12 protein-coding genes are annotated in these 17,316 nt (G+C 50.6%); 8 read left to right on the top strand and 4 right to left on the bottom strand.

The features are described from left to right. Nucleotides 1-1,066: 1,066 nt before the first annotated feature. Nucleotides 1,067-1,435, bottom strand: a complete 369-nt coding sequence (locus H6F80_RS21925; protein ID WP_190793655.1) for a hypothetical protein — start codon at nt 1,433-1,435, stop codon at nt 1,067-1,069. A 168-nt stretch (nt 1,436-1,603) separates the two neighbouring features. Here H6F80_RS21925 and H6F80_RS21920 point away from each other — a divergent pair, with 168 nt between their 5' ends. Continuing rightward, nucleotides 1,604-2,845, top strand: coding sequence for a glycosyltransferase family 4 protein (locus tag H6F80_RS21920; protein WP_190793654.1), 1,242 nt, complete (start codon nt 1,604-1,606; stop codon nt 2,843-2,845). Between the two features lie 7 nt (nt 2,846-2,852). On the opposite strand, the gene H6F80_RS21915 is transcribed toward H6F80_RS21920, so the two are convergent. After that, the gene (locus tag H6F80_RS21915) at nt 2,853-5,081 is read right to left on the bottom strand and encodes a SulP family inorganic anion transporter (RefSeq protein ID WP_190793653.1); all 2,229 of its coding nucleotides are present in this window, start codon (nt 5,079-5,081) and stop codon (nt 2,853-2,855) included. A 292-nt stretch (nt 5,082-5,373) separates the two neighbouring features. Here H6F80_RS21915 and H6F80_RS21910 point away from each other — a divergent pair, with 292 nt between their 5' ends. The 6 genes from H6F80_RS21910 (at nt 5,374) to H6F80_RS21885 (ending at nt 14,022) form a co-directional block, all read left to right on the top strand. Beyond that, nucleotides 5,374-5,874 carry a chemotaxis protein CheW gene (locus H6F80_RS21910; protein ID WP_190793652.1) on the top strand — a complete coding sequence of 167 codons (501 nt, stop codon included), beginning with the start codon at nt 5,374-5,376 and terminating at the stop codon, nt 5,872-5,874. Next, nucleotides 5,855-7,309, top strand: coding sequence for a CheR family methyltransferase (locus H6F80_RS21905; protein ID WP_190793651.1), 1,455 nt, complete (start codon nt 5,855-5,857; stop codon nt 7,307-7,309). The genes H6F80_RS21910 and H6F80_RS21905 overlap by 20 nt, the downstream gene beginning before the upstream one ends. Nucleotides 7,310-7,311: 2 nt before the next feature. Continuing rightward, nucleotides 7,312-8,922: a methyl-accepting chemotaxis protein gene (locus H6F80_RS21900; protein WP_190793650.1), complete on the top strand. Its 1,611-nt coding sequence runs from the start codon at nt 7,312-7,314 to the stop codon at nt 8,920-8,922. Nucleotides 8,923-9,006: 84 nt separating this feature from the next. Further along, nucleotides 9,007-9,729, top strand: coding sequence for a chemotaxis protein CheW (locus H6F80_RS21895; RefSeq protein WP_190793649.1), 723 nt, complete (start codon nt 9,007-9,009; stop codon nt 9,727-9,729). A gap of 60 nt (nt 9,730-9,789) precedes the next feature. Beyond that, on the top strand, nt 9,790-12,789 hold the full coding sequence (locus H6F80_RS21890; protein WP_190793648.1) for a hybrid sensor histidine kinase/response regulator: 3,000 nt from the start codon (nt 9,790-9,792) through the stop codon (nt 12,787-12,789). A gap of 150 nt (nt 12,790-12,939) precedes the next feature. Beyond that, nucleotides 12,940-14,022, top strand: a complete 1,083-nt coding sequence (locus tag H6F80_RS21885; RefSeq protein ID WP_190793647.1) for a chemotaxis response regulator protein-glutamate methylesterase — start codon at nt 12,940-12,942, stop codon at nt 14,020-14,022. 35 nt (nt 14,023-14,057) lie between these two features. Here the strand turns inward: H6F80_RS21885 and H6F80_RS21880 are convergent, their stop codons facing one another. Then, nucleotides 14,058-14,492, bottom strand: a complete 435-nt coding sequence (locus tag H6F80_RS21880) for a hypothetical protein (protein WP_242067506.1) — start codon at nt 14,490-14,492, stop codon at nt 14,058-14,060. A gap of 442 nt (nt 14,493-14,934) precedes the next feature. Here H6F80_RS21880 and H6F80_RS21875 point away from each other — a divergent pair, with 442 nt between their 5' ends. Continuing rightward, a complete protein-coding gene (locus tag H6F80_RS21875; protein ID WP_190793646.1) occupies nt 14,935-16,194 on the top strand; it encodes a hybrid sensor histidine kinase/response regulator in 1,260 nt (419 codons plus the stop codon). A 207-nt stretch (nt 16,195-16,401) separates the two neighbouring features. On the opposite strand, the gene H6F80_RS29255 is transcribed toward H6F80_RS21875, so the two are convergent. After that, nucleotides 16,402-16,635, bottom strand: coding sequence for an ammonium transporter (locus H6F80_RS29255; RefSeq protein WP_199296741.1), 234 nt, complete (start codon nt 16,633-16,635; stop codon nt 16,402-16,404). Nucleotides 16,636-17,316: the final 681 nt, after the last annotated feature.

The following is a 17,316-nucleotide window of genomic DNA, read 5'->3' as shown; positions in this document are numbered from 1 at the left end:
CGGGCTGGAAAGCTTACAACCTGGAATTTTGTCAGATAAGCGCAGGTACACAGATAGCCAGATGTGTGTTACGTCTACGGTTACTGCCTCTCTGTCGTTTCAGTAAAACTGTTGATTAGAAGCCAGCTCAGAAAAGCGACCGCATTCTGAATGGGCTCGTGTTTGACTGGATGAAACGGCAGAGGAGACATTACGTTGTACGGCAAATGATCCGCTATCGAAATTGGGAACAGGCGTAAAAAGAGCTGTCTCGTTTTCTCAGTTTCATGCAGCAGAACAAGCGATTCATCACAGAAGTCCGCGATCGAAGTTCTGCATAACAGTATCGATTGCCGCCCCCAGAATGCACAATGCAGATTAGACAGCAAATTTGAAGCAACTTTGAAGAGGTTGTTAAGTTTTGTTAAAAGATTTTTGCGACAAAGCGACTGGCGCAGCATGGTGAAGCAGCGATTACAGCATCGCCAGCAAATGGTGAGGAAAAGGCTCACTCCTAGCCTGCAAAAGTCCCTGATTTCCCACTTTGCTCTCACTCATTTTATCTGAAACGCGAAGTGGAGCCGGGTCAGTTGGCTGTGCATCAGTGTGCGTTAATGTACATTATGCTGATCGCATTGATGCTAGTGGCACGATGTTCATAACCTTGTATCAATACGAATCATTGATACGATTGTGACTCATGATCCGCTCCGATGCATTAGTGCGGCAGTTTCTGTAGTGTATCTGGTTTGCTCGATGCTTCAATCAGAAGTGCATTCAGCAGCAGTCCGTCAAGAAATATACAGTCATGTTTGAAATAACGTTCAGAATTGCATTCGGCTCAGTATCCTGTTTCCATGCATCCTATTTCTATGCATTCGATCGTTGGAAGACGATTGGTTGAGCTTTCGCCTGAGAACCCGTCTGCAAGAACCTATTTGCAAGAACCTATCTGCGAGAAGCTATCTGTAGGAAACCATTCGGTGCGCTTTTGGCAGCGTGAATGAAGTGATTTAGATTTGTTGCGTCAACCTCTTCTCGATCAGAATGAATCAGACGAGCCTATTCAGGGCAAAACAAGGGCAAATCAATACTCCAAAAAAAATGTTTCAAAGCCATCCGTTTCAAAGCTGTCTGTTTCAAAGCTGTCCGTTTTAAAGCGATTATTTTGCGGCTGTGAAGGCTCTTTCAAGACCGTTTTCAGGGCTGTGTCGGTTGAGTCAGTTTGGCTACGAATCTGCTGGGCGTTTTTTTCCAGGTCTGCCACCTGAGCATCGAGCGTGGCTAGACGGCTAGCAATCTGCTGTCTGCGCTGTTCCATGTTTTCTAGCTCTTGTTGAAGCCGCTTCTTCTCGACTACCAGCTTGTAAATATCAAGAAACGCTGCTGCCTCCGATCGCTGTCGAGGTAGCGTGCTGATCTTGGGCTGGATGCGGTTTTGGGGAATTCGACGCATGGGGAAACCAGGATAGGGTGAGTTGCGGCTATTGTGCCCGATCGGTGATTCTAACTAACGAGCAGCAGCTTTGATCGCTCGCCTGGGAATCAGCCTACCGTTGTGGGCATACTGAACCGCAGACTTGATCGTCTCTGCGTCTTTCCAGTTTTCCCAACGTTTTCCCTCATGGCAAGCTCACACCCGCTCCGTATTCTGATGCTGTCTTCGACCTTCCCCTATCCGCCTAGTCGAGGTGGCACCGAGGTGAGAACGTTTCACCTGCTGAAATCACTGGCAAAGCAGCACTTCGTTACGGTTGCTACTCAGCGTCATGGCGATGTCTCCGATGCAGATGTAGATGCCCTGCGATCGCATCTTTCAGATCTGGTGGTCTTTCCGCTGCCGCAGGAGCCGAAGGGAGTTTCCTTGCCTGCCAAGCTTCTGGGGCGGGTCGCTCGCTTTGGGCAAGCCTGGATGCGCCAAACTCCGCCCAATGTGCTGCACCGCTACTCGCCTGAACTGCAAGCCTGGGTCGATCGAGCTGTGGCTTCAAAACAATTTGACGTTATTACCTGCGAACACAGCGTTAACGAAATCTATATCCGACCCGAATTTCGCCATCAGATTCGCACGATTGTAGATGTGCATAGCTCCGTTTATGCCTGGACGCGCCATCATCTGGAAACCCAGGCAGCCGTTCATCCGCTGCGCGATCGATTCTATCTGCCGCTGTTGCGTCGCTATGAGTATCGCTACTGCCGTAAATTCTCCCAAATCGTCGTGACCACCGATGACGATCGACAGGAGTTTCTCGATCTGGGAGCGACGGCTCCAATTCAGGTCATTCCCAACGGGGTCGATCTCGTGCAGTTTCCGCTTCGATCAAGCGATCCTGGCGGCAGGACGCTGATTTTTGTAGGCGCGATGGATGCTTCGCACAACATTGATGCGGTGCGTTTTTTTGCGATCGAGATACTGCCCCAACTTCAACAGCGATACCCGGATGCCGTGTTTCGGATTGTGGGTGCTCGCCCGGTGCCCGCCGTGCAGGAATTGGCAGCTCGCCCAGGCGTGATCGTCACCGGACCGGTTGAGTCAATGGTGAAAGAACTGCATCAGGCAACCGTCTGCGTGGTGTCGCTGCGTACCGGATTTGGCATCAAAAACAAAACCCTGGAAGCAATGGCGGCAGGCGTTCCAGTGATCGGAAGCGATCGCGGCTTAGAAGGGCTGGCAGTCGATGGAACCGTGCCTCTGCGGGCAATTCGCGCCAATCAGATCGATGAATATCTACACGCGATTGGGCGACTGTTTGAAGATGCTAGCTTGCGTCAGCAGCTTTCTCAGGCAGCGCGATCGATGGTCGAGCAGGAGTTTACCTGGGAGCAGGCAGGGACGCGGTATGAGCAGGCGTTGAAAGGCGTTTAAAGGGGGATTAAACCGACTCCAGCAAATGTTTTAATTCCTCTTCGCGGTGCTGAAGTCGCTCTGCCAACAAATCGACAATAAAGCGGTGGATATTGGATGCCAGAACGGGCTCAGAGTCTTCGATCTGCTCAAACGTTTCAGCAGATAGGAAGTAGAGCGCACTCGGCTTATCGGCAATTACCGATGCCATACGAACTGTGCGGCGATAAAGTCCCATTTCCCCGATCGTATTGCCCACGGTGTAGGTGCGGATGCGCTTGATTTGCCCATCGTTTAACTCCAGCACCACGCTAACCTGCCCCGACGCGACAAAATACAGCCCATCAAACGGATCGCCTTGATGGAACAAATACTCATTCTCTGCGACCTGCCGCAGTTCCAGACGGTTCATCAGGCGATCGACCTGGTGGGGATCGGAAAAGTCAGCTTTGAGATTGGTCGCTAGGGCAGCAGCGGGACTGTGGAAGCTGTTTTCGACCTGAGGCTGATACTGCTGCAAAACCTGCTGCTCATACCATTCCAGCCCGCGATCGAGGTCGGAAAACGTGTGGCAAAAGGGGTCATTTTCATCCAGGCAGTCTCCCTGCTTGAGCCGCTGCTTTGCCTCTGATGACAGGTTGGTGTAGAGCAAATGCACCTGTTTTTGGCTGGCAATTTGCTTGAGTTTAGCGAAACTGAGCACAGCAGAGGCATCCAGCCCGCTCACCACGCGAAAATCAAGAACAACATAGCGAACAGGCGGCAGGTTGTCATGATTAATTCGATCGCGAACCTGATTAAGCAGCTTATTGGCGGTTCCAAAAAAGATCAGCCCTTGCAGCTCCACAATGTAAGCCTGGTCGCCTTCTGCCTCCAAAATTTCGAGTTCTTTAGAGGTTCGCAGCACATTGCTGTGGTGATAGTTGCCAGAACTAACTCGCCGTGTCACATTGAGCTGACTGTAGCTAATTACAAACAGCACGATCGCTGCCACCAGACCTGCCCCGATCGCCTGAAGAAAGCCTACGGTGACAGTGATCAGCACAATCAGCACAATAATCGCGTAATCCGATCTCGAAAACTTAAACCAGGCTTCATAAAGCCATTCATTAAAGAATTCAATTGTGATCAGCAGCGGCATTCCGATCAGAATAAATGTGGGAAACAAAGACAAGAGCGGCGCACCGCCCAGCATCATTGCCAAGCACATTCCCGCAATTACCCATCCGACCCAACGTTTCGTGACTCCCAAATCGTGAGCTAGAGCATTTTCTCCTGCACTGGCAAACCCGCCCACGCCGCCGCCTAACCCTGCAAGTAGCCACGCAACGCCCGCTCCACTCAGCTCCTGGTTTAGATCCAGATCGCGGGATGCCACCAGTTCAACGCCGTTGGTGTGCAGCAGCAGGGCGATCGCCGAGACCAGCCAGAGGGCTGCTAGCGTCGGAATTTGCTGAATGACAACGCCCCAGTCTGCCTGCTGAAATGCCTGAACTGTCGCAAACTGATACAGTCCGCCGGAAGGCACGTTACCCAACAGCCAGCCCCGCTCGGTTGCTTGGGCGATCGAGGTTCCGGTCAGCGACAGTCCTAAATAAAACAGCGCGACCGCCCCGGTCAGAATCCCTGGATAAACCGCAAAATGATTCACCCGCTGCGGCAGGATGAACATCACGACCGCAAAAATCAGAGCCGGAAGCCATTGCAGCAGCACATTGAACTGAAAAAAGGAGGCGATCGAGAAAGGCTGCAAACTCAAACCTGAAACCGACCCCAACGCCGCCATCAGCAAGAGTGCGCCGATCGCCGCCAGAAAGCCACCGACAACTGGATAAGGAATAAATCGCACAAAGCTTCCCAGCTTAAACTTGCCCAGCCCTAAAAAAATTGCCCCCGTTGCAAAGCTGTTAATTGCAAAGGTTGCTACCAGTGTCATGAGCTTTTGCTCGACCGGGGCATCAGGCATACCTGCCACAACCTGCTTCGCGATCAGGCTAAAAATGGGAACGGTGACTTCGGCGATCGTGACTATCAGGGCAGGATACGAGCTTAATGCTCCAGTTACTCCGCTCACGATAACAGAGCTAAAAAGCAGTAGCCCGATTCCAAACGGCAGCATAGGAGCCAAGTCACCGGCAAAAATTACCTTACCAAAGGAAACTGCACTCGTCACCGTCAGCAGTCCCATAATGGCAGCTGCAATCAGATTTGCGAGGACAGGGTTTGTAGCCGGTTGGGAATGTGCGATAGTAGTCACTTTCTTAGAAGCTGGAGGAAAATTAATAATTGCTGTTTATCCTACAGAATTCTGAACGACTCCATTCAAATCAGCAAGCAACTTCCTACTTCAGATATACCTTTGAGCCAGTTGAATCGAATGTTTTACGACCTATCGTAATCGATCGCGAAATGAATTTTTTACGACAAAAAACTTCCAACCCTACGGAAGATGTGAGGTACAGTTCGTTGCGCTATGCTTATAAGCCAATGTGTTATTTCAGTAAAGTTTATTTTGATCTCAATTCAAATTTGAACGCAAGGTTGGATCGATGCTGCTGCTGTTGTTTCACGTTGGAGAAAACCTATATGCGATCGATACTGAGAAGGTGATTGAGATTATCCCGATGGTGTTACTCAGAGGGATTCATCCTGCTCCTGATTATCTGGCAGGCGTTTTCAACTATCGCGGCAGCATTGTACCTGTAATTGATTTGTGTCATTTGATTCGCGGCGAATCGTGTCAGGTTTGCTACAGCACTCGTGTCATTTTGGTGAACTACAGCGTTAACTCAGAGCAGACGGCAAACGAAAATGGTTCGCAACGCTCGTTAGGATTAATCGCAGAACGAGTGACTGAAACGCTAAAAGTATCGCATGATCAGCTAAAAACTACAGAACAAATCAGCAGTTCACCCTATTTGGGCGAATTATTTATTGATCAAAAAGGCATTATTCAAAAAATTAATTGGGAGCATCTTATTACTGATGCTCATCAAACCACGTTATTAATTGCAGGAAACGGTCAGGCAAATGGTGCAGAACACAATTGAGGCACTGCTGAGACAGAAGCTAGGGCTAGATGCCAACAGCGTTGGTTCACGAATCATTGAACGAGCTGTTGAACAGCGTCAAATTGCTTGCCAGCTCCCCGATCGAGTCGCCTATCTCGCGCTGGTGCAATCCTCTCCTCAGGAACTTAATCAGCTCATCGAAGCCGTGGTGGTTCCAGAAACGTGGTTTTTCCGCGATCGGGAACCGTTTCAGTATTTGCGTCAATTCGTGCAAGAAAAGTACGTGAAGGAAAAGTATGAAAACGTGCAGTTTGGGGTCAAATCGATCGATCCTGATGCAGTTTTGCACATTCTCAGCGTACCCTGCTCGACCGGAGAAGAACCCTACTCGATCGCCATGACCCTACTGGATAGCGGACTGACTCCGGCTCAGTTTCGAATTGATGCGGTTGATGTTAGTCAGCAAGCTCTGATTAAAGCGCGGGCAGGCATCTATCGCAAGAAGTCGTTTCGCGGCGGCGCAATTCAAAATCTAGAGCATTATTTTCAAGTCCGACCAGAAGGCTTTGCAGAAGGCTACGAAGTCCGACCAATTGTCCGCGAAAGCGTGAATTTTATCCAGGGCAATGTTCTGGAACCGCGTTTTCTGCTGGGCAAACAGTATCACGCTATTTTTTGCCGCAATTTGCTGATTTATCTTGATGAAGCAGCTCGCCATCAAGTGATTGAATCGCTCGATCGTGCCCTGTTGCCGCTGGGGCTTTTGTTTTTGGGATCTGCTGAAACGGGTCAAATGGCAAATCGAAACTATCAATCGATTGATCATCCGTTTGCCTTTGCCTACCAAAAGGTGTTTTTGCCAAACTTGCAAACGACTTCAGGAACGACTTTCAGAACTACTTCAAGAACTGCTTTAGACGCAGACGCTGCACCCCCGAATGCAACTGCGGCGGCATTGCTAAAGCGTAAAGAGTCTACCAAAGCAAACTACTCTAAACTCCGTCTTTCCAGCCCTTGGCTGAAGCAAACCGCAGTTCAAAGTCCTGCACAATCACGAGATTCAGGCAACTCGTCTTCTGCGCCAAAATCCACTTTAGCAAAACTTAACCCGGTAAACCCCCGTCCAGCTTTTGTTCAGCCTTTCCCGGCTCCGCTAGAAACTGCCAGGCAGCTTGCTGATCGCGGACAGTTGACTCAGGCAGCCCAACTCTGTGAATCTTATGTGCGGGCAAACTCAGCGCAGCCGATCGCTTACTTGCTGTTAGGCGAAATTTATCAGGGACTCAACCAGCCCAAACAGGCAGAACGATGCTTCCAGAAGGCGATTTATCTCAATCCCAACGCCTATGAAGCCTTAGTTCACCTGGCGTTACTCAAGGAGCAGCAGGGTAATTGGGTTGAGGCACAAAGACTGAAGCGGCGAGCGCAGCGGCTTGCTGAGCAAGGATATGAACAGTCTCAATCAGGCAGTTAACTATGGTTCGATCGACCTGGAATAGAATTACGAATCGCATTTTGCTGGGGTACTCGATTCCGCTTCTGGCTTTGTTGGGATTGAGCATTATTGTTTACGAATCCAGCACGCGCACCTTTCAACTTCAGCAGCAGAGCGATCGAATCGAGCGTCAAATCCGCAGCGTCAACGGGCTGGTAGATGGACTCAACCGGATGACCGGTGTGACCCGTGCCTATGTGCTGTTTCCTGGCGAAGCAGCGGCTGCGAACGATTCCTACGCCGATGCCCGCGAAGCATTTACCGAAAGCGCAAGAACGGCGATCGCCCTTTCTGATTCGCAGACCCGACCCTCGGTCGAAGCTTTAGCCCAGTTGGGTGAAGAGTACGATCGCGCCCTGCAAAACGCCTTTCGACTGGTCGGCGAAAATCGCATCCCTCAGGCAAGAGAAGAAGTGCGACAACAGCGAATTGTAAATGCCGTGGCACAGCGCGACCGGGTCGTGGGCGAACTAGAAGACGGGCTAAATCGCAATAATCAAGCGGTTCAAAATGCTCAGAATTCTTTGCTGCGGCTGATTGTAATTGGCACAGGCATCACCATTCTCGCGACGCTTGCCGCCGGCCTGGTTGTAACTCTGCCTCTGCGCCGCCAGTTGCCCCCGATCGTGGATGCGGCGACTGCGATTGCCAGAGGTGATCTGACGCAAACGATCAACCCAACCAAAGACCCTACCGAAGTTGGGCGGCTGCTGCGGGCGTTTCGGGAAATGATTAAAAGCCTCAATGGTTTGATTGCCCAGGCACAGCGATCGGGCATTCAAATCAGCACCTCGACAACACAAATTGCAGCCGCAGGCAGACAGCTCGAAGCCACGGTCAATGAACAAGTCGCCTCAATGCACGAAGTCAAAGCCACCTCGCGCCAGATTGCTGCAACTGCCGGGGAACTCGCCCAAGAAATGGATGATGTTGCCGACACTGCCCAATCCACTACAAATGCTGCGGTGAACAGCCAGGAGAATCTCGAAAAGATTCAGGCGGCAATGCAAAGCTTAGTGATTGCAACACAGTCTATCTCGTCCAAGTTAAAGGTAATGGATGAAAAAGCAAACAATATTAACAACGTCGTCACAACTATTACAAAAGTCGCAGATCAAACCAATTTGCTATCGCTGAATGCGGCGATCGAAGCTGAAAAAGCAGGCGAATACGGAGCTGGATTTGCAGTCGTGGCGCGAGAAATCCGCCGTCTTGCTGACCAGTCTGCCCTAGCAACTCTCGAAATTGAGCAAATGGTGAAGGGAATGCAGTCCTCAGTGTCCACTGGTGTTATCGAGATGGACAGGTTCAGCCGCGAAGTCACGCAATACGTGCAGGAAGTCGGTGAAATCAGCCTGCAAATTGCCAACTTTATTCAAGACGTGCAGGGATTACCGCCCCAATTTGAGACCATCAGTCAGCGCATGGGTGAGCAGTATCGTGGAGCCGAGCAAATCAGTACGGCGATCGCCCAGTTGAGCGATGCTTCTTTCCAGACCATGCAGTCGATTCAGGAAACTAATAATGCACTGACTCAGCTCGATGATGCGGCGCAGGGGCTTCAGCGGGAGATTTCGCAGTTTAAGGTGTAGTGAGTGAATAGATGGGTGAATGGGTAAATGAATGGGTAAATAAATGGATGAAGAGATGGGCAGAGCGGCAATGGAGAGGCGGAAATGATTTCTGAGAATGGCTGGAATTCGCTTGAGGATGGAGGCAATTTTTTCCGGGAAGAAGCGGAAACGGCTTTGGCTTCAACGAATGGAACTGGCGATCAATCGGGCAATGACCCGGAAACGGCAGGACGGAGGCTTTTAGATCGGGAAATTCCGCTCGATTATCTTCAGGAGTGGACGCAAATCCTGGCACAACAGGCTAACTCTCAAGCTGGAACTGCTACCGCCGCTCTCTCAGAGGATTCGCTCAAGATTGGGCAAGCAAAAGCAACGCAGTCCGCGATGATTTTTCGACTGGGCAGCGAACGATTTGCCCTGCCTGTGTGCGTCCTTCAGGAAGTCACCAGTCCTTCGCCCATTCATACACTGCCCCATCGCACCAACGATCTGTTTTTGGGACTGGTCAACATTCGCGGCGAAATTTTGCCCTGTTTTTCCCTCAGCCAGTTTCTTAACGTCGAAATGCCGATCGACCCCACCTACAGCCGCATTAACCTGCGCCGCATGATAGTGATTGGAGGCCAGGAAAACCGCTGGGTATTTCCGGCAGACGAAGTCCATCGGGTCTATCGCTTCCACCCCAACGAACTCCAGGAACCCCCCGTGGTCGTTGCTAAAACCCAAAAGGCTTATACCCAGGGGATCATTGACTGGCGCGGCGAAAAAGTCAATTATCTGGATGCTGACCGTTTACTCGACACCCTCGATCGTCGCCTCCTCTAACCCCCCTTCCCCATCCCCCCATCTCCCCACCCGTCCACTTTTCCACCCCTCCCGCCCCAAATGCCTGACTACTCCATGCTGGATCTGTTTCGTCAAGAAGTTGCAGCTCAGGTTGCAAGCCTGAAGCAGCACTTGATGATGCTTAAACAGCAGCCTCGATCGGCGCACGAGATTCAGGATGGGTTAGAAGCCCTGAAGACGATTCACGGGCTGGCTCAGGTTGTGGGTGTGGAAGCAGTACTGCTTGTGATTCGGGCAATTCAGACGCAGCTAACCGCCGCCCAACGAGGCATTGAACTGAGTCTCCAGGAGATCGATCGCCTTCTTCAGGCAGCCGATTGGCTGATCGAGGTCAGTCACCTGGATGAATCCGATCGAGCAACCTGGCTGGCGACTCACTTGGAAGACATTGCTATCCTGCAAGCTGCGAACCCCCCTATTAACCCGATCGAGATTATCACCGACCTCCAGGACGAAACGTTTCTCGATCGCCCTTATCTCGAAGCATTTCAGCCTGAAGAATTCCCTGCTGCTCACAGTCCCTCAGAATTGGGAGATTTAGGGGGCATTCAGAGTCTTAGCCCCCCACCCCAATTCCCTGCAAATCCCCTGATCGATGCCCAGATGCTGGATCTGTTTCGTCTGGAAGTCGAGGAACAGGCAAAAACTTTGAACAATGGGCTGCTGACCCTGGAAGCGCAGCCAATGGCAACCCAACCCCTTGAGGCACTCATGCGGGCTGCCCATTCAATCAAAGGCGCGGCACGGATTGTCGGACTGGATGCAGCGGTGGATTTAGCACACACAATGGAGGATTGCTTTGTTGCCGCCCAAAATCGGACACTGACCCTGAACACAGATTTAGTTGATGAACTGCTGCGCGGCGTGGATCTGTTGCAGAGCCTCAGCCAAGTCAGCGATCGAGATTTATCCGCATGGTTGACCCAGCACGACGCGGCGATCGATTCGGTGCGATCGATAATTCAAACCCTGCGCGAATCGCCAGAGCATTCTCCGCCAGAAAGAACGGCTGCATTCACTCCTTTTTCTGAAAACGGGGCATCTGAAAATGGGGCATCTGAAAACGGGGAAAAAGAGACTGCTGAACAGGCTCCCGCCGCAGGGAATGGAACGGGGAAAAATCAAAAAAACGCTGCCCATTCGCTGGTGACTGGCTCGAATGTTGGCTCGAATGTTGCCCTGAATGCTAGCTCGAACGGCAGTGTGATGCGAAGCAGTTCCCCTGGGGGAATCAAACCCTCTAGCCGGGATAGTGCCCCTTCTAGCACGGGGCCACAGCGCGTGGTACGAGTCAGCGCAGAAAATCTCAATCGGATTATGGGGCTTGCCGGAGAATCGCTGATCGAGGCGAACGCTTTGCCCGTTTTTGCCGATGCGCTAATGCAGGTTCGATCGCAGCAAATCCGGCTTGCCGCCAGTCTAGAGGCGCTAGAACAGCGTTTGTTAAACCAGGTTGGGCTAAGTCAGGTAGAACAGACGATGTTTGAAACGGTTCGTCAGCAAGAGCAGCGGTGCCGCAATCTGCTTAGCGATCGGCTCACGGAACTTGAGGAGTTTATCCGTCGTACCACTAGCCTGTCCGATCGGCTTTACCATGAAGTGATCACGTCTCACATGCGTCCGTTTGAAGAAGGGGTGCAAAACTTTTCTCGGATGGTACGCGATCTTGCCCGTAGTTTGAACAAGCAAGCGAGGCTGGAAATTATCGGCAAATCTACGTCGGTCGATCGCGATATTCTCGGTAGGTTGGAGGCTCCCATTACGCACATTCTCAGAAATGCGATCGATCACGGCATCGAATCTCCTCAAGACCGGATCGCGGCAGGCAAACCGCCCGAAGGCAGAATCCGGCTAGAGGCAGCCCACCGGGGTGGAATGCTGGCAATCACGATCGTCGATGATGGAGCGGGGATTGATGTGCAGCGATTGCGACGACGAGCAGTCGATCGGCATTTGGTTATGCCCGATGTTGCTGCAAGACTATCGAATGCCGAACTGATGGAGTTTCTCTTTCTGCCCGGATTTTCGCTCTCTACTGAGGTTACAGAAATTTCGGGACGGGGCGTGGGGCTGGATATTGTCAAGAGTATGGCGCAGGAAGTGGGCGGCACGGTGCGCGTTTCCTCAAAGCCCGGAAAAGGCACAAGCTTTCATTTTCAGCTTCCGCTGACGCTCTCTGTTGTACGAACGCTGCTGGTCGAAGTGGCAGGCGAGGTATATGCTTTTCCCCTGGCGCGGATCGATCAGATTGTGACGCTTAAACCAGAGGAAATTTCCACCGTTGAAAATCGGCAGTATTTCACGCTGGACGATCGCAATATTGGGCTAATTTCGCTGTATCAGGTTCTGGATTTGCCGCCGCCTAATGCCACACCCGATCCGCTCTGGGTTGTGATTCTGAGTGACCAGTCCGCTACCTACGGCTTAATGGTCGACCGCTGCGTGGGAGAACGAGAACTCGTTGTGCGTCCGCTTGATCCGCGCCTGGGAAAGGTGCAGGATGTGAGTGCGGCTGCGCTCATGGCAAATGGTTCGCTGGTACTGATTCTGGATGTGTCTGACTTGATTCGATCGCTCACCGGACTGCTCAATAATGGACGACTGGCAAAACTGGGCGAGACGCAATCTTCTTCAGGGGAGGCTGGGAAGCGATCGCGCCAAGGAGAGGATACAAAACGAGTGTTAGTGGTGGACGATTCGATCACCGTGCGGGAAATGGAGCGCAAACTGCTGCAAAATCGCGGCTATGTGGTTGATGTCGCAGTGGATGGAATGGAAGGCTGGAACGCCATCCGGTCGTATCCCTACGATCTGGTGATTAGCGATATTGATATGCCTCGGATGAATGGAATTGAGTTAATTAAAGAGATCAAAAAACACTCGCGGTTTCGGTCGATTCCCGTGATTGTTGTCTCTTACCGCGATCGAGACGACGATCGAATTCAGGGATTAGAAGCAGGAGCAGATTATTATTTAACAAAGAATAGCTTTCATGATGACACCCTGATTCGAGCAGTGACCGATTTGATTGGTGAATGAATTGAATCAATCCAATGAATCTACTGAATCCACTAAATTCAAGGAACCGCGACTGCTCAAACCTCCTCTAATTATCTTCTAATTAAATTAAAGAAATTGGCTAAAGACTGTTTGAGAATAGATTGAGATAGAAAACTTTATTAAAACAACATGAGAATTGCAATTGTAAACGACATGGTAATTGCCACTGAAGCAATGCGGCGGGTGCTGTTAACCGTTGCCGAACACCAAGTCGTTTGGGTTGCAACAAACGGAACCGAAGCGATCGCAAAATGCGCTCAGGACACGCCTGATCTAATTCTGATGGATCTGATCATGCCTGGAATAGACGGAGTAGAAGCCACAAGGCAAATTATGAAGCGATCGCCCTGTGCGATTCTCATCGTCACTGCAGACGTAAAACAAAACGCAGCAAAAGTGTATGAAGCCATGAGCTATGGCGCACTCGATGCCGTTAACACCCCCATTCTTGGAAGCTACGGCAATCCCGAAATTACCCAAACCCTGCTCCGCAAAATTGCCACGATCGAAAAACTCATTCGCAAATCCACCCCCAACTCTTCTGCTTTTCGCCCCGTTCGCCCCACTCTCTCCCAACTCTCCTCATCCCCTCGTCCTCTCACCTCTCCACCCCTCCACTCTTCTACTCCTCTACCCTTCTACTCTTCTACCCCTTCCTTAATTGCGATCGGCGCTTCCACAGGTGGACCCAAAGCCCTCGCCACTCTCCTCGCGCCCCTACCTGCTAATTTCGCGTCCGCAATTGTGATTGTGCAGCACGTTGATGCCCAGTTTGCCGCAGGCTTAATCGACTGGCTCGACCACCAGACTGCCCTCACGGTTAGAAAAGCAGCCATTGGCGATCGACCGACGAAAGGAACGGCGCTCGTTGCTACTACAGATGATCACCTGTCGCTGCAAATCGATCGAACTCTGACCTATGTAAAAGAGCCGACTCAATACCCTTACCGTCCTTCAGTCGATGTCTTTTTTAAAAGTCTGGCAAACTATTGGCGGGCCAGAGGAACCGCGATTTTGCTTACCGGCATGGGGCGCGACGGCGCAGAAGGACTAAGCTTGCTCCGCAGCCAGGGCTGGTACACGATCGCCCAGGACGAAGCAAGCTGTGTGGTATATGGAATGCCAAGAGCGGCAGTAGAGCTAAATGCAGCCGTCGCAGTCTGGAATCCTGAAGAAATTGCTCGGCATCTGCTGAACCCTGTGCTGCGGTAGCTCAGTTGGCTTCATTCAAATTGACTTCCGTAGAATTATTCACGCGATGCCAGAAATAGGGTCACATCGGCGTGTGCCAGCACCACATCGGGGTCAAGCTGAAGCGCAGCCTCATACTTTTGGGCAAACTCATCGCCATTCTCAGCCGGGGTGAGCAGGGCAGCCACTTCTGCTACCAGAATGTCGATTGCCTCAGACGTAACTGGCTCATCAGCATGAAGCAAGTCATCAAACCGCACAATCAGCCGTGATAGACGGTGGAGCCAGTCAAACTGAGCATCGGTCAGGACGAGCCGCAGCAGTTCTCTTTTTGAAACTTGTCCCTGTTTTTGCTCATACACTATCCGCTCCATTTCCAGAAGGGTTTTGTGCAGGCGGAGCAGCCGAATTCGCAGATCGCTAATAAATTGGTGTTGCTGAATTCTTTGTTGCAGCATTGTAGTCATCAATTCACGTTGGGATTCACCCATATTTGACTGATCACATATTAACATTGGAGCATATCGGTTCTGCTGAGTGAAACCCCTCTATTCAAAGTACGGAGATCTAAACTATTTAGTTCCGCTGAGTGAAGCTCCCTACTTAAAGTACGGAGAGCTAAACTACCGAGATCTAATAAAACTGCCCAACTCACGCTGTCAAAATTTGCGCTTGTGGAATAGTTTAGATTAATGCGAGATGAATGAAGTCAAAACTTGGGCTTTAGAAGGAAGTTTTCGGGGTTGCTTTCAAAGGTAATTTAAAGCGTTCAGAATCATGCCTGCATGAGGTCTTCACAAATTCGCGTGTGAGATGCAGTTTCCGCTTGATGATTGGGCAAACTGCGGTTAATCAATAGGGTGTTTCATGCATTAACTCGATCGGTGGATTTGCGCTCGAAGAAATTAGCCGCTGGCTGGAGTTTGGGCTGTTATGAGTGCTGTAACGTTCACTGCCGATATTCTGATTGTGGATGACGCAGCAGATGAATTGCAGATGTTGTCGAGTTTGCTGACGAGTCAAGGCTATCAGGTGCACGAAGCGGTGAGCGGTGATCAAGCGATCGCTTCTGCCCAAATCAGCTCACCCGACCTCATCTTGCTTGATCTCATGATGCCGGGAATGAATGGCTACGAAGTTTGTCGCTTGATTAAAGCAGACGATCGCCTTCAGCATATTCCCGTTATTTTTCTCAGTGCCCGCACCGACGCAGTCGATAGGATCGAGGCATTTGAGAGCGGGGGGATAGACTACATTACCAAGCCTTTCGAGATTGCTGAAGTCATTGTTCGAGTTGAAAATCAGCTTCGCATTAGTCGGCTCCAGCAGGAGCTTCAGCAGGAAGTTGCCGATCGCGTTACGGCTCAGACCCAGTTAGAATCCCTGAATCAGGTACTCGAAACCAGGATTGCCGATCGCACCGCAGAGCTAGAGACGCGGCATCAAGAGCTCATGAATCTGCAAACTCAGCTTGAAGCGGCATTGGAAAAAGAACAGTCCCTCAACCTTCTAATGGCTCAGTTGTTAGAAACAATTTCCCACGAGTTCAGCACCCCGCTTTCGATCATTAACACCGCAACCCAAATGCTGAAGCTCAACCGCAGCCGAAACAGCTTGCAGGATGACGATCGCTGCTTTTACATGATCAACTCCAACGTCAACCGCATCAGCCAAACCCTTAAAAATACGTTGACGCTCACGACTGCCGAGTCAAACGCGATTCAGTTTTGCCCAGAACCGGTTAATCTTGCGACTCTCTGTCAAACGATCGTTTCTGGCTGGAAATTGCCACCTCAAAGCACCCATCAGCTTGAGTTCGTTTACGATGACCAGGGCAATGCCTCTGCTTCCGTCGATGTGACGCTGTTTCAGCAGCTTTTCACCAATCTTTTGCAAAACGCAGTTCGCTTTTCTCCTCAGGGCGGCACTGTGCAGTTTGAGCTTCGCGCCGAGCCAGGCGAATTTGTGCTGACTGTGCGCGATCGCGGCATTGGAATTCCGGCTGCCGAGCAAAACGAGGTCTTCCAGCAGTTTTATCGCGCCAGTAATGCCAACTCAGTGCCAGGAACGCCCGGAGTCGGGTTGGGCTTAGCCGTAGTTCAGTGGATTGTGCGACTGCATCAGGGAACAGTGGCGATCGACAGTGAACTCGGTCAGGGAACGATCGTAACAGTCACGCTGCCGCGCCGCTAAGGTCTAGCACCCAAAAAAAGCGCACTCCCTGGAGAAGTACGCCTTTCCATGCTTATTAGAAGAGAATTAGAACCGAAACCTGCCTGAGTCGAGCGAGTCATCGAATTTCAGCTTCGCTCGCAAACTCACTGCACAGAAACAGCAGACCGAGGTGAGCGAACCACTCATCATGGTGTTCAGCACGTTGCGCGATCGCACCAGCCCACCCTAGAAAAACGCTAATCCCGGCGTCATAAACAGTACCAAAGCTGCCGAGAGCAGCACAAACTGCTTTATCACCCGAATTAATTGGGTTTTCTGCTGTGGTTTGAGCGGCGGCAGTTCCAACCCATGTACTGCTGGAGAACCGTAAACCAAGCAGCGTAACAAGCGGAATTTTTTCAGCACAGTTTTCAGCACAAAGAAATTCTTCAAAAACACAAAAGGAAGCGAAGCAAGCATAAAACCTGCTGCCACTCAATCTTCGATTTCAGAAACAGTCTGATCAAGCGAAGCGGTAAACGCAATTAATCAAGAGCAGCGAAACGGAAGTAAGAGTTTAGATCTTGTTGTAGATCTTGTCAAAAACTGTCTTTTCGCAACAGGTCTTTTCACAGCAGAAAGGATGAATAAAGTACAGCTCTAGCAGTTTTCGGAAAATCTATCTAAACAATCTACTTAACAATTGAGCGCTTTAAAGAGTTCTAACACCAGGTTTTTAACCAAATCTCTAGCAATTCACTCGCGGAACTATTTGCGAGATTAGGGTTAGCACTCAGTCACCATTGAGGTCAATTTTGATTGCATTAATTTCGAGGCGATAGATTTGTATTAGAGAATACATTTTTGTGCAAAGACCGGAGCTTTTTACAAAACTTCATGGCTTTACGGAGAAGAATTTTGTTGAGTTTATGTAACGCTGAGAAATGCTTAGACAAGCTGATCGTTATATTCTTGGCGCAGGGTTTCAAAACCATTAATTATTCTTTCTATAGATTTCGATCGAAACCTATAAATGCTGCACCAGATTGCCAGCCTTCTCGACCCAACAGTCGCCGCAAACGATCGCCTGATTAGAGAACTGCTCCCCAAGAGGGTAGGATCAGGATCATCGCAAGGTTATTCCTTTATCAGAGCTTATGT

Source organism: Leptolyngbya sp. FACHB-711, from assembly GCF_014695615.1.
In the GTDB taxonomy this organism is placed as follows: Bacteria; Cyanobacteriota; Cyanobacteriia; order Elainellales; family Elainellaceae; genus Leptolyngbya_A.
The sequence above is the reverse complement of the archived record's forward strand: the minus strand, read 5'-3'. Positions and strand labels throughout refer to the sequence as shown.

Excerpts from the sequence above, each read along its gene's own strand:
- H6F80_RS21890 (WP_190793648.1), top strand. The coding sequence starts at position 9,790 with ATGCCTGACTACTCCATGCTGGATCTGTTTCGTCAAGAAGTTGCAGCT.
- H6F80_RS21920 (WP_190793654.1), top strand. The coding sequence starts at position 1,604 with ATGGCAAGCTCACACCCGCTCCGTATTCTGATGCTGTCTTCGACCTTC.
- H6F80_RS21875 (WP_190793646.1), top strand. The coding sequence starts at position 14,935 with ATGAGTGCTGTAACGTTCACTGCCGATATTCTGATTGTGGATGACGCA.
- H6F80_RS29255 (WP_199296741.1), bottom strand. The coding sequence starts at position 16,635 with ATGCTTGCTTCGCTTCCTTTTGTGTTTTTGAAGAATTTCTTTGTGCTG.
- H6F80_RS21895 (WP_190793649.1), top strand. The coding sequence starts at position 9,007 with ATGATTTCTGAGAATGGCTGGAATTCGCTTGAGGATGGAGGCAATTTT.
- H6F80_RS21880 (WP_242067506.1), bottom strand. The coding sequence starts at position 14,492 with ATGGGTGAATCCCAACGTGAATTGATGACTACAATGCTGCAACAAAGA.
- H6F80_RS21900 (WP_190793650.1), top strand. The coding sequence starts at position 7,312 with ATGGTTCGATCGACCTGGAATAGAATTACGAATCGCATTTTGCTGGGG.
- H6F80_RS21885 (WP_190793647.1), top strand. The coding sequence starts at position 12,940 with ATGAGAATTGCAATTGTAAACGACATGGTAATTGCCACTGAAGCAATG.
- H6F80_RS21910 (WP_190793652.1), top strand. The coding sequence starts at position 5,374 with ATGCTGCTGCTGTTGTTTCACGTTGGAGAAAACCTATATGCGATCGAT.
- H6F80_RS21925 (WP_190793655.1), bottom strand. The coding sequence starts at position 1,435 with ATGCGTCGAATTCCCCAAAACCGCATCCAGCCCAAGATCAGCACGCTA.
- H6F80_RS21905 (WP_190793651.1), top strand. The coding sequence starts at position 5,855 with ATGGTGCAGAACACAATTGAGGCACTGCTGAGACAGAAGCTAGGGCTA.